The 12,318-nt window shown below is 46.5% G+C and carries 9 protein-coding genes; 7 read left to right on the top strand and 2 right to left on the bottom strand.

Annotated elements, in window-relative coordinates:
• Positions 1-7: 7 nt before the first annotated feature.
• Positions 8-1,951 (bottom strand): beta-N-acetylhexosaminidase, encoded by a 1,944-nt coding sequence (locus E4N65_RS08875; RefSeq protein WP_253672873.1) that lies wholly within the window; start codon positions 1,949-1,951, stop codon positions 8-10.
• A 94-nt stretch (positions 1,952-2,045) separates the two neighbouring features.
• Between E4N65_RS08875 and E4N65_RS08870 the strand changes: the two genes are divergently transcribed.
• Positions 2,046-2,720 carry a B3/B4 domain-containing protein gene (locus tag E4N65_RS08870; protein ID WP_253672871.1) on the top strand — a complete coding sequence of 225 codons (675 nt, stop codon included), beginning with the start codon at positions 2,046-2,048 and terminating at the stop codon, positions 2,718-2,720.
• Positions 2,721-2,730: 10 nt separating this feature from the next.
• Here the strand turns inward: E4N65_RS08870 and lepA are convergent, their stop codons facing one another.
• Entirely contained in the window at positions 2,731-4,536 is a 1,806-nt protein-coding gene (gene lepA, locus E4N65_RS08865; protein WP_253672869.1) for a translation elongation factor 4, read from the bottom strand.
• Between the two features lie 217 nt (positions 4,537-4,753).
• On the opposite strand from lepA, the gene argS reads away from it, so the two are divergent.
• The 6 genes from argS (at position 4,754) to arcC (ending at position 12,269) form a co-directional block, all read left to right on the top strand.
• Complete coding sequence (gene argS / locus E4N65_RS08860) at positions 4,754-6,517, top strand: arginine--tRNA ligase (RefSeq protein ID WP_253672866.1); 1,764 nt, start codon at positions 4,754-4,756, stop codon at positions 6,515-6,517.
• Between the two features lie 95 nt (positions 6,518-6,612).
• Positions 6,613-7,539: a DUF58 domain-containing protein gene (locus tag E4N65_RS08855; protein WP_253672864.1), complete on the top strand. Its 927-nt coding sequence runs from the start codon at positions 6,613-6,615 to the stop codon at positions 7,537-7,539.
• The gene (locus tag E4N65_RS08850; RefSeq protein ID WP_253672862.1) at positions 7,536-8,564 is read left to right on the top strand and encodes a hypothetical protein; all 1,029 of its coding nucleotides are present in this window, start codon (positions 7,536-7,538) and stop codon (positions 8,562-8,564) included. Before E4N65_RS08855 ends, E4N65_RS08850 begins: the two co-directional genes overlap by 4 nt.
• A 189-nt stretch (positions 8,565-8,753) precedes the next feature.
• Positions 8,754-9,980, top strand: coding sequence for an arginine deiminase (arcA, locus tag E4N65_RS08845; RefSeq protein ID WP_044015381.1), 1,227 nt, complete (start codon positions 8,754-8,756; stop codon positions 9,978-9,980).
• Between the two features lie 332 nt (positions 9,981-10,312).
• Positions 10,313-11,305, top strand: coding sequence for an ornithine carbamoyltransferase (gene argF / locus E4N65_RS08840; protein ID WP_253672860.1), 993 nt, complete (start codon positions 10,313-10,315; stop codon positions 11,303-11,305).
• Positions 11,306-11,324: 19 nt separating this feature from the next.
• Complete coding sequence (gene arcC, locus E4N65_RS08835; protein WP_044015386.1) at positions 11,325-12,269, top strand: carbamate kinase; 945 nt, start codon at positions 11,325-11,327, stop codon at positions 12,267-12,269.
• The last annotated feature ends 49 nt before the right edge of the window (positions 12,270-12,318 follow it).

Below are 12,318 nucleotides of genomic sequence, written 5' to 3'. Positions count from 1 at the left end.
TTTTACCTTACCATGTTTCTCGGCAGGCGGTCATAATACGTAAGGCACGGTTATAGCGCACTGCTTGCGGTTCGAGCATTTTATCCGATTCAGGGCATGGATCAAGCCGTTCTTCTTCAAGCTCATCGATTTGTGTAATCTTACCCTGTATGTAATCGGTTAGCACTTCCTGTGTAACTTCCAGCCGCATCAGCATTGCGCCGAAGCGGTGATCCAACACCTCTGAACCGAATCCGCGGCATTCTTCCGTCCATACTCGCCGACGCGCCTTCGCTGTTTCGGCTAACACCGTTTTTAGCGGCTTTATCTTATTTTCGATTAATGCCTGCAATGCTTTTTTATCCGTTCCCTTATACGCCTCCCAAATATCCAAGGGGAGCCGCCACTTATAGTAAAGCGTTTTCATCATCAATGCATAAAATTCGGCAATGCTGCGCTGCAAGGAATTAGCCGTGTTGGCTGCATCCTCGATAAAGGCTTGCTCCAGTTTCTTATAGACGGCATTCATATCGGTTGTCAGCGTCCGTATGTAATACAGAAATTTTGAACCGAGCGGGTCTTGATATAACAGATACTTCGACGGCGTTATATCATAATTGTTACCGGTTGTTCCTTCAAACAAATCCGGTTCGCCCTGCCGTATCCATTCGTCAAGCCCCATGCCGGTGTAGAGTTTTAGATACTGCGCAAATTCTTCCTCTTGATATTTGATATGGCAGTCAAGGTAGGCATAGAGTACCAAGCCGAACATACAGGTATAAAGCGGAGCTTCGCTGCCGTCATCACTCCATGAAGTAACGATGACTTCTTTGACTTTTTCCTTTCGGCAAGCCTCAATAGCGGCAAGCGTTGCTTCAAGTGTTTTCTTATGATGCGGTATATATCCCGTCCAGCGCCATGCACCGCCGGCAAACATGGTCTTTTTTGTGAGCGCTCGGCATGCTTGCAGGTGGTCGCGGTAATGGTTGGTCAAGCAGCTATAGTAATCCCAATACATCAATCCTACCTGATTGGGAATAACCGGCTCAACATCTTCTTTGTTATTGGAATAGCGGCCGAAGAACATATCATCCCAAACGATGGGTTTAAAGCCGTATGTTGTACAGAGGGTTTTCATAAAAGTAAGGTGATCTTGCATAATTTCCCTCTTTTCTTTGAGTCCGTTTTCATCCAAATAACGCCCGCGGCCTAGGTTATACGCTTCGTCCATTCCGATATGGATAATATCCGAAGAAAATGCTTTACGTAACGATGCAATCATCCGGGTAAGCAGGGTTCGTACTTCAGCATTGCCGACATTAAAGATGTTATCAATATCCTTATACTTGTATTCTATGGCTTCCCACATAAAATACTGATCCATGTGAGCAAGGGTCTGAATACACGGTACCAACTGTACGCCGAAAATCTTGGCATAGCGGTCAACTTCCTGTAAATCTTTTATAGAGTACCGTCCGCGTAATGCACCGAAATAGGGAGCTCCTTCGACTTCGTACACATCTTCCATATAGAGCATAAACCACGAATGTCCCATAAATGCCATTTCGCGAATAAACTGCTTCAGCATATCGATATGTGCAACCGCATTACGGGAAAGATCGAGCATTAAGCCGTTCTTTTCAAAAACATGATCCATGCGGAATTCCAATAAACGCTGCGCATCCCGCCTTGTATAGATTTTTGAATCTTCGATTGTTTGACTTTTAAGCAGCAGCATCGACAGCGCAAAATAAAAATGCGGTACAGAATCCGCTTCAATTTCGCATACACCGTTTCTAAAGGTTGCGGAAATTTCGGAACTCTTCACTTTTTTGAACGTAACGGGGATACCGTCTTCGCTAATTCTGAGCGGATAGCTTTTCCGCAGCTCTGCAACTGCGAGCGTCATTTTCTTGTCAAGATCGGATAGATCGAGTTTTAAAGGTTTCAATGGTTTTTTTGCCGTACACATACCTTTTCCATTAATTGTGATATAATAAGTTCCATTATACCACAGTTATACTGAAATGGTAGTATAAATTTCCAATATATGGGGGCAGGCTGCTATGAAATGTATTATCGATAAAAGTATCGTTGAACTTGGGATTACAAGCGTTGTAATTGGTGTTGCGAAAAATATAGATCCGCACGCAAAATTATCCGATTCATTCTTAAAAAAGCAAAAAAAGATGGAAGATTGGGCTTTGCGGTGCGATGTTGATGAAGTTTTGAATAATCCGATTACTCAAGGGTATGCGGATTTGCTGCAAAGTGTCGGGCGCAGTATCAAAAAGTATCCGCCGACCGTTCCCGCATTTATTCGGAATATTCAGCGCCGCGGTTCTATGCCGCACATCAATAGTGTTATCGATATCTATAATGTTGAGTCATTACATTCGCTTTTAGCGATTGGCGGGCATGATCTTGATAAAATAGACGGGCAGATAGAGTTTACCGTCAATAAAGAAGCGGGAGTTTTTCTTCCGATTTCATCGACGGAAAAGCATGTTGCCGAAACCGATTATGTATACCGCGACCCTAAAGGTATTATCGCATGGCTTGGTGTCCGCGACGGTGAAAATTATAAATTTGATGACGGGACAAAAAATGCAATCTTTATTATCCAAGGGAATGCCAATACCTCTGTTGAAATACGCGTAGAAGCGCTCAAGCGGATTCAAAGCGATTTAGCGGAGTGTATGCCCCAGTTGGAGTTTGAAATACAGGTTATCGAGGGGTAGCGCTCAACCGCTATTCGCTTTTGGTTTTAAGCACCGACAAGAAGGCTGACTGCGGTAACTCAACATCGCCAACCATCTTCATGCGCTTCTTTCCCTCTTTCTGCTTTTCAAGGAGCTTGCGTTTGCGGGTAATGTCGCCGCCGTAGCACTTCGCCAACACGTCTTTGCGCACCGGATTAACCGTTTCCCGTGCGATAACTTGGCTGCCGATTGCCCCCTGAATAGCAATTTTGAACTGCTGGCGCGTGATTTCTTCCTTTAATTGCTCGCACACGTGGCGCGCCTTGTTATAGGCGTTAGGCTTATACGAAAGCTGCGCAAGGGCATCCACCGGCTTGCCGTTCAGCAGAATATCGATTTTCACCAGCTCCGTCGGGCGCATTTCGATTACTTCGTATTCAAACGACGCATAGCCGCGGCTGATGCTTTTGAGCCGATCATAAAATTCAAACAGCACTTCCGCAAGCGGCATTTCGTAGGTAACCTCCACCCGCTTTTGGTCGAGGTAGTTCATATTGGTTTGTACGCCCCGTTTTTCGATGCACAGGGAGATAATATTGCCGAGGTATTCCGTCGGGGTGATGATATTCGCCCTGATATACGGCTCATCTGCGGAAGCGATCTTGCCCTCGTCGGGGTATTCTGCAGGATTGTCGCAGATTATGGTCTCACCGTTCCGCAGATGGAGGCGGTACTGCACGGACGGCGCGGTAAAGATAACCGCTTGATCGAATTCCCGTTCAAGCCGTTCCTGTACAATCTCCAAATGGAGCAGCCCCAAAAAGCCGCAGCGGAACCCATGTCCAAGCGCAACGGAAGAATCTTTTTCATAGGTTAAGCTTGCGTCATTGAGCTTGAGTTTATCAAAGGCATCACGCAGCTGCTCGTAGTCGTTGGTATCTACCGGGTACACGGAAGAAAACACGACGGGCTTAACCGCTTTGAACCCTGCACGGGGTTCCGCGCAAGGGCGGGCTGCATCGGTGAGGGTGTCGCCGACCTGCACATCAGACACGGTTTTAATACCCGCAATAATATAGCCGACCTCTCCCGCACGGAGGGAGTCCCGCTGCACAAGGTCAAGAATAAAAACGCCGGTTTCTTCTACGCGGTATTCCGCATTGCTGTGCATAAAACGGATGGTCATGCCGGGCTTTACCGCCCCTTCAAACACCCGCAGGTGAATGATAACCCCGCGATATGCATCGTAGTGGCAGTCGAAAATGAGCGCCTGCAAGGGGGCTTCGGCAGAACCCGTCGGCGGCGGGAAGTGCTTCACAATGGCTTCAAAAAGCGCATCGATATTTTGTCCTGTTTTTGCCGAAACTGCAACGGCAATCTCGGAATCAAGCCCTAAATCGTGATCTATCTGAGCAGACACCGCCGGAATATCCGCCGCCGGTAAGTCAATCTTATTGATGACCGGCAGAATTTCGAGGTTGTGCTCAAGCGCAAGGTACATATTGGAAAGCGTCTGAGATTCCACCCCCTGCGTTGCGTCCACAATCAAAATTGCCCCCTCGCAGGACGCAATAGCGCGGGAAACTTCGTAAGTAAAGTCTACGTGTCCGGGTGTGTCAACAAAGTTTAAAAGATAATCCTGCCCGTCGGCGGCGTGGTACGGAATGGTAACGGCTTGGCTTTTAATGGTGATGCCGCGTTCCCGTTCAATATCCATGTTATCGGTCATCTGCGCCCGATAATAGCGTTCGTCGATAACCTTGGCTTTTTCAATAAGACGGTCGGCAAGCGTTGACTTCCCGTGATCGATATGAGCAACAATACAAAAATTGCGGATATGGTCAATTGAATACATAGGTTCTCTATACTATTGGAAATACGGGCGGCTGTCCAGAGCGTTTTTCGGTTAGATTTAACGTGATGCAATGCGGTCTCTTGCACTAAGCGGCGGAATTTTCTATACTAACAAGAGCCTCTTAAAAATCGATAGTTCCGGAGGTTCTTCCTAAATCAGAAACACAAAGGCATCTCTAAAACCGAAAGTTTTAGCGGTTCCTATAAGTGAGGTAATTATGAACGATATACGGTTATTATGGAAAGAAAGTATTGCACGCGCACTCACATCGATGCAGCCTGAAGGAGCTGAGGCCGTTACTGCAGAACGGATTGCAATGGAAACACCGCCCGATCCGACTCTGGGTGATTTAGGTTTTCCGCTTTTCAGTTTTGCAAAGGTATTACGCTCTGCCCCTGCTAAAATTGCGACGGAACTGTTACCTAAGCTGCAAGCTGATTCTGCACTCAAGGGAAAAGGTGAGGTGAAAGCGGTAGGTCCGTATATCAACGTCTTTTTACCCAAGGGTGAAACAGCTGCGCAAATCCTCAATGCAATTATTAGCGGAAATGAAAACTACGGAAAAACAACTACCCTTGCCGGTAAGAAAATCATGGTTGAGTTTTCAAGCCCCAATACCAATAAACCGCTGCACCTCGGACATTTGCGCAATGACGCTATCGGAGAGAGCCTCTCCCGTATTCTCCAGTTCAGCGGAGCGGATGTCTATAAAACCAACATCATCAACGACCGCGGTGTACACATCTGTAAATCGATGCTTGCATATAAGCTCTTCGGAAACGGTATCGATCCCGTAAAAGAAGGTATAAAACCCGATAAGTTTGTCGGTGATATGTATGTTCAGTTCCATAAATACAGCAAAGATCATCCTGAAGCGGAAGATGACGCACAGGAAATGCTGCGGAAATGGGAAGCGGGTGATCCTGAAACGATGCAGCTGTGGAAGACAATGAACGGCTGGGCGCTGCAAGGTATTCAGCAAACATATAGCCGCACAGGAGTTTCATTCGATAAGCTTTTCTTTGAAAGCGATGTGTTCCGCAAGGGTCGCGACGAAATTATGGAAGGCTTAAAAAAAGGTATCTTTTATAAAGACGAGGACGGTTCCATTTGGGTTGACCTTAAATCGATCGGATTTGAAAAGAAACTGCTGCTGCGTGGAGACGGAACGTCGGTATACATCACACAGGATATCGGACTTGCGATAACCCGCCATGGTGAGTGGCCGTTTGACAAGCTTATCTACGTAGTCGGTAACGAACAAATTTATCATTTTAAAGTGCTCTTCTATATTATGAAGCTGCTCGGCTATGATTGGTACACCGGTTTGTATCACCTCGCTTATGGTATGGTGAACTTGCCGGAAGGCAAAATGAAAAGCCGCGAGGGCACCGTTGTCGATGCGGACGATCTGATTACAGAGCTCAAGAATAGTGCATTAAAAGAGATTGCCTCCAAAGGCCGCGAAGATGCGGTAGGAAATCCCGAAGAAGTTGCGGAAAAGGTCGCGCTCGGTGCATTGCACTACTTCTTGCTCCAAGTAGACACGATAAAAGATATGCTGTTCAACGCTTCCGAGTCTCTTTCGTTCAACGGCAATACCGGTCCCTATATCCAATACATGGGTGCGCGTATTTCTTCTATTTTACGCAAGGCTGATACGGAAGAAGGCAAAAAAGCAAAGACAGGTGTTTGCAAGCCCGAGCTGCTTAGCTCCGATATAGAATGGGAATTACTGAAAAAACTTGAAGAATTCCCCGCTCAAGTAGATAAGGCCGCCGCTCAGTATGCACCGATGCTGATAACCAGCTATCTGTACGATCTTTGTAAGCTGTTCAGCCGCTTCTATCATGACTGTCCCATCCTCGGTGCGGAAAACGCCGATGTTGCCGCGACCCGGCTTGCGCTTGCGAAAGCAGTATACATCGTACTGAAAAACGCAACAGGACTGGTGATTGTTCCTTTCCTTGAGGTTATGTAAGAGAGCGCAACCTTTTAACGGCTGTATGAGAATCGGACGTCTGCATAGGTATTTGCAAAGCAGCGGCCGATTCCTGATACCCGGATACGAGGCAGATGAAAACCGGTTATTTAGCGGAACGGTCAAAACAGTTACAGCTGGCGGCGCTCTCCATTGCGCAGGGAATGCAAGCCGGAAGCTTCCGGAGTCATTTCCGGGGCAGGGGCATTGAGTTTGATTCGCTGCGGGAATACGAAGCGGGGGATGATATCCGCAGTATTGACTGGAACTTGATGGCACGAAGCGGCAAAACCTTTGTGAAACTGTACCGTGAAGAACGCGACCTGCGGCTTTTTTTGATTGTCGATGTTTCTGCTTCGATGGAAGCAGGCAGTACCGTTAATGCACCGCAAGAAAAAGCTTTGGAAGCGGCAGCGCTGATCACTTTTGCCGCGGAACATTTGCACAGTTATACGGGACTCCTCGCTTTTGACGGGAAGGTCGCGCGGGTATTTCAGCTCCGGCGCGGCAGAGAACCAAGTCTGCATATTCTGAGTGCTCTGGAACGGATTGTCGTTTCGGGCAGCAAAAGCAAAGGAACCGCATTGGCGCCTGCGCTTGAAGCGGCGGGAAAACTGCTGCGGCAGCGGGCACTCGTCATTATTCTATCCGATTTTAAAGTAGAAAATTTTGAAAAAGAGTTGGGGGTATTAGCACGCCGTCATGACGTTGCAGCTATCCGCATTACCGCGCCTTATGATGAAGCGCTGCCCGCCGCAGGGATATTGCGCTTTACTGACCCCGAAACGGGACTGGAGCGGCTCTTGCCGACCAATTTGCATCAGTTCCGGCAAGATCGTATCCGCCGTATAACCGAAGATACCCAACAATGGGAAAATACCTGTATACGCTGCGGAGCATATCCTCTCGTATTGCCCTACGACGGTAATACGGTAAAGCTCTTAAACCAGTTTTTTTTGACCGGCAAATACGGTATTCAGCCCTTTAGCCGATACCGGCCTCAGGCGGATACGGTATTATGAACGGGATTCTCATTCCTCAGCATATCTTTGTCGGCGATACGGCACAGTTTCTTTTTCCGCTATCCGAAAAAGAATATAAAATGTTAACCGGCAGCGGCTTTACCGTTGCCGCCCCTATTCCGCTTAAAAACATGACACAAAACGACGTGATGACAATCAACGAAATCAAGATTGTTACACGGGAATCACGGTATTACCTCGCTATTACATTTGTCCCATGGGAAACAGGCGAAATTGAGTTTCCGTCTCTTACTTTCTTACAACTACACACTAAACTTCCGGCGATTTCCGTCGCTTCGCTCTTGGGAACCGGTGAACGGGTAAGCCTCCAGCCGCCGAAGCCGCCGCTGTTGCCGCCGGGAACTGACTTTCTATTATACGGCGCAGCGGTTTTAGGTGTTGGGTTGTTGGGAGTGTTAGCCGCCGGAGTGCGGCTGCTTTTGAGAAAGCTGCGGAGAAGAACGCTTGGAACGGCAAAAAAGCGGCTTACCGCACTGCGTAAACAGTTAAAACGGCTTTACAAAGCAGCAAAGAAAATTCAAAAAGACTTACCTCCGCCCGGTGCGGCTTTCGCTACAAATCCGATTTCTGCGGATACGAACGCGATCGCTGCCGGAGAAATTCAAGAAAATACGGATAGCAGGAAAGCTTCAAGCCTTACGGATGAAATCTCAAGGAATACGAAAAATGCCATAGAAAGCTGGTATGCGGGTATTGACCGCTGTCTCCGCGAATATGTACGGGCTTTGTATATGGACAACACCCTTGAAGCCTTAACAAAGGATGAAGCATATTTTTTAAGTGCGACATACGCAGAGTTGACGGAAACCCTTATAGAATTGTTTGCTCCGAAACGGAATATAGCCGATCTGTTTTGCATCTTTTATGCTATGTTGGAACAACAGCGCTTTGCAAGCACTCTTTCCGATTTAATCCGCAACTATACTGCCGTTTCGCAGGATATGCTTAAACAAGTTCCGCGTATTGCCGAAAAAGCAGAAGCCGAATACGCCTTACTCACCTAAATAATTCATCATTTTGAATTATGAATTTGCTCTAATTTTATTGTAAATTTTGCTTGCATTTAAAAAAAACTGTGCTATAATTATTCCTATCTTTTGCAGGGAGACTCGGCTGATAGTGTTTTTCTACGCGAAGCAGCCTTTTGACGGTTTTTTTACCGTATCCTGCACTATAAGTTATAGGAGGCTTATATGTCCGTATTAAGTGTTACCAGTGAAATTAAAACACTGCGTAAAGTATTGCTTCATAGGCCTGGTGCCGAACTACTTCATTTAACTCCCGACACCTTAGGCGAACTGCTGTTTGACGACATTCCGTTCCTTAAAGTCGCTCAAGCAGAACATGACGCCTTTGCCAAGATTTTGAGAGATAACGGAGCTGAAGTTCTGTACCTCGAAGACCTTGCTGCTGAAGCAATTAAAAAACCGGAAATTAGAACAAAGTTTATTGAACAGTTTATTAACGAAAGCGATGTTTATTCCGAAAAACACAAAGAAAGCATCCGCGAACTGTTGAACAACATCAAAGATAATAAACAGCTGATTTTAAAAACGATGGAAGGCATTGATATTAAAGAACTTAATGTCAAAGGCAATGCTTCATTGGTAGACTTCGTTGCCGATTCCGATTCGTCAATGGTTGTCAACCCTATGCCGAACCTGTATTTTACCCGCGATCCTTTTGCTACAATTGGAAACGGTATAAGCTTAAATAGAATGTTCTCCGTTACCCGTAACCGTGAAACGATCTATGCCGAATACATTTTTAATCATCATCCCGATTATGCCGGTAAAGTACCCAAGTTCTATGATCGTTATGATCCGCCCCACATTGAAGGCGGTGATATCCTCAATATAAATGAAAAAGTTTTGGCTATCGGTATTTCTCAGCGAACCAGCGCAAACGCTATCGATGTTATCGCAAAGAAGATCTTCTTTAACAGCGAATCAAAGATCGAAACAATCCTTGCGTTTGATATTCCGGTAAGCCGCGCATTCATGCACTTGGATACGGTATTTACCCAGATCGATCACGACAAGTTCACAATCCATCCCGGTATTCTCGGCCCGCTCCGCGTATTCACCATCACCAAAGGTGCTGCAAAAGGCGAGTTGAAGATTGTACAAAATGATACGACGCTCGAAAAAACACTTGCACAGTACACCGGTACCGGCCATGCAGAGCTTATTCAGTGTGCAGGCGGCGACAGGATTGCGGCAGCACGCGAGCAGTGGAACGACGGTTCGAATACACTGTGTATCAGCCCCGGAACAATCGTTGTATACGAAAGAAACGATGTTACCAACGAGCTCCTTACGAAGCACGGACTGAAGGTTCTGACAATGCCGAGCGCGGAGCTTTCACGCGGACGCGGCGGTCCCCGCTGTATGAGTATGCCGCTTGTACGCGACAACTAAACCGTACATTGCCATAGAGTGCCGACACGTTCTTTCCCGTTAGATCGGATAAACAGACAGGTGTCGGTCTCTGCTGTTTTTGTACCACGGTACTCCATGTAGACTGCGGATTACCGCATTGCTGCTTGGAACGGCTGATATCTTGTCAGTGTTGTGTTGCTTGTCAAATTAAAAAGGCTGTGGTACAATTTTTACATGGGAAGCGTCTGCATACAGATAAGTATTGAAGGCGTTTCCCATATTATTTCATTACTGGGACTGTCAAAAAACTGAATTTTTTGAACGGTTTCCTTAATTTTTTAAACGCTATTAAATAATAGCAAGGAGTTTTTATGGGTGTGAATCTTTTAGGACGCAGCTTCTTAAAGTTGTTGGATTTCAGCTCAGCAGAAATCAGGTATTTGTTGGATCTTTCAAAAGAATTAAAAAAATTGAAGATGACACATACCCCGCACGATCACTTAAAAGGAAAAAACATCGTATTATTGTTTGAAAAAACTTCAACACGCACACGTTGTTCTTTTGAAGTTGCCGCTATGGATTTAGGTATGGGTTCAACCTTCCTTGATCCTGCAAGCTCTCAGATGGGGCATAAGGAAAGCATCGAAGACACCGCACGGGTTTTAGGCCGTATGTACGACGGTATCGAATACCGCGGATTCAGCCAAGAAATTGTTGAAAAATTGGCAAAATATGCGGGTGTTCCGGTTTGGAACGGCTTAACCAACGAATTCCATCCCACTCAGATGCTTGCAGACGTACTCACCGTTGAAGAGCACTTCGGTCATTTGAAGGGTATCAAGCTGACGTTTGTCGGCGATGCACGCAACAACGTTGCCAATTCACTGATGGTTGTATGCGCAAAGATGGGTATGCACTTTACCGCATGCGGCCCCAAGGATTTGTTCCCTGCCGCCGACTTGGTAAAAACAGCTCAAGAGATTGCAAAAGAGACCGGCGCTACCATCACCCTTACCGATGATGTAGAAAAAGGCTGTAAAAACGCAGACGTATTGTACACCGACATTTGGGTATCGATGGGTGAACCCGACAGCGTATGGGAATCCCGCATTAAGCTGTTGAGCAAGTATCAGGTGAACAAGAAGATGATGGCTCTTGCCAACCACAATGCTATCTTCTTGCACTGCTTGCCTTCATTCCACGACTTGAATACGAAAGTCGGACGCGAAGTAAACGAGAAATTCGGTATTCCTGAAATGGAAGTAAGCAACGAAGTCTTTGAATCTGCACAGTCAAAAGTGTTCGATCAGGCTGAAAACCGCATGCATACTATTAAAGCAGTTATGTATGCAACCTTAAAATAAAGCGAGCGTTACTACGAATATGAAAAAAGAAAGAATTGTTGTAGCGCTTGGCGGAAATGCACTTGGGAATAATCCGCAGGAGCAGCTCGCTTTAGTAAAAGAAACGGCAAAATCGATTGTTGCATTGGCAGAAAGCGGCTATGAAATCGTTATCGGACACGGTAATGGGCCGCAGGTCGGTATGATTAATTTGGCAATGGACTATGCTGCGAATGGAAGTGCGGGCACTCCTGCAATGCCGTTTGCTGAATGCGGCGCCATGAGCCAAGGATATATCGGCTATCACTTGCAGCAGGCAATCGGCGACGAACTGAAACGACGGAACGTTAAACGCGAAGTCGTATGCGTTATCACGCAGGTTTTGGTATCGGAAAACGATCCCGCGTTCACAAACCCGAGTAAGCCTATCGGTATGTTCTATACAAAAGAACAGGCTGATAAAATTAAGGCTGAAAAACCGGATCAGACATTCGTTGAGGATGCAGGCAGAGGCTACCGCCGTGTTGTTCCGTCACCGCAGCCGGTCGCAATTGTCGAACGCCCCGTTATCGAAGAGTTGGTTGCCGCAGGGCATATCGTTATTACTGTCGGAGGCGGCGGTATTCCGGTTCTGCAAAAAGCAGACGGCTTACACGGCGTTGATGCAGTTATCGACAAGGATAAATCCTGTGCAAAACTCGCAGCGGATGTTAAGGCTGATAAACTGGTTATCTTAACGGCGGTTGATCAGGTTTGTATCAATTTTAACAAACCCAATCAGCAGGCTTTAAGCAAACTGAACATTGCCGAGGCAGAAAAATACATTGCCGAAGGGCATTTTGCAAAAGGCAGTATGCTCCCCAAGGTGGAAGCATGTTTACAGTTTGTCCGCAATCACAAAGAAGGACAGGCTGTTATTACCTCATTGGCTAATGCAGGCAATGCGCTGAAAGGCGGTAACAGTACGGTTATTACCGCTAACTAATTTACGGTGCTGCGGATAAATACACGTTATTTACCGCAGCACTGCCGGT

The sequence above is a fragment of the Treponema sp. OMZ 855 genome (genome assembly GCF_024181145.1).
Classification (GTDB): domain Bacteria; phylum Spirochaetota; class Spirochaetia; order Treponematales; family Treponemataceae; genus Treponema.
This window is presented reverse-complemented; position numbering and strand designations above follow the sequence as displayed.

Bases quoted from the DNA above. Each gene is read 5' to 3' on its own strand.
- E4N65_RS08875 (WP_253672873.1), bottom strand. From the start codon at position 1,951: ATGTGTACGGCAAAAAAACCATTGAAACCTTTAAAACTCGATCTATCC.
- E4N65_RS08870 (WP_253672871.1), top strand. From the start codon at position 2,046: ATGAAATGTATTATCGATAAAAGTATCGTTGAACTTGGGATTACAAGC.
- lepA (WP_253672869.1), bottom strand. From the start codon at position 4,536: ATGTATTCAATTGACCATATCCGCAATTTTTGTATTGTTGCTCATATC.
- argS (WP_253672866.1), top strand. From the start codon at position 4,754: ATGAACGATATACGGTTATTATGGAAAGAAAGTATTGCACGCGCACTC.
- E4N65_RS08855 (WP_253672864.1), top strand. From the start codon at position 6,613: ATGAAAACCGGTTATTTAGCGGAACGGTCAAAACAGTTACAGCTGGCG.
- E4N65_RS08850 (WP_253672862.1), top strand. From the start codon at position 7,536: ATGAACGGGATTCTCATTCCTCAGCATATCTTTGTCGGCGATACGGCA.
- arcA (WP_044015381.1), top strand. From the start codon at position 8,754: ATGTCCGTATTAAGTGTTACCAGTGAAATTAAAACACTGCGTAAAGTA.
- argF (WP_253672860.1), top strand. From the start codon at position 10,313: ATGGGTGTGAATCTTTTAGGACGCAGCTTCTTAAAGTTGTTGGATTTC.
- arcC (WP_044015386.1), top strand. From the start codon at position 11,325: ATGAAAAAAGAAAGAATTGTTGTAGCGCTTGGCGGAAATGCACTTGGG.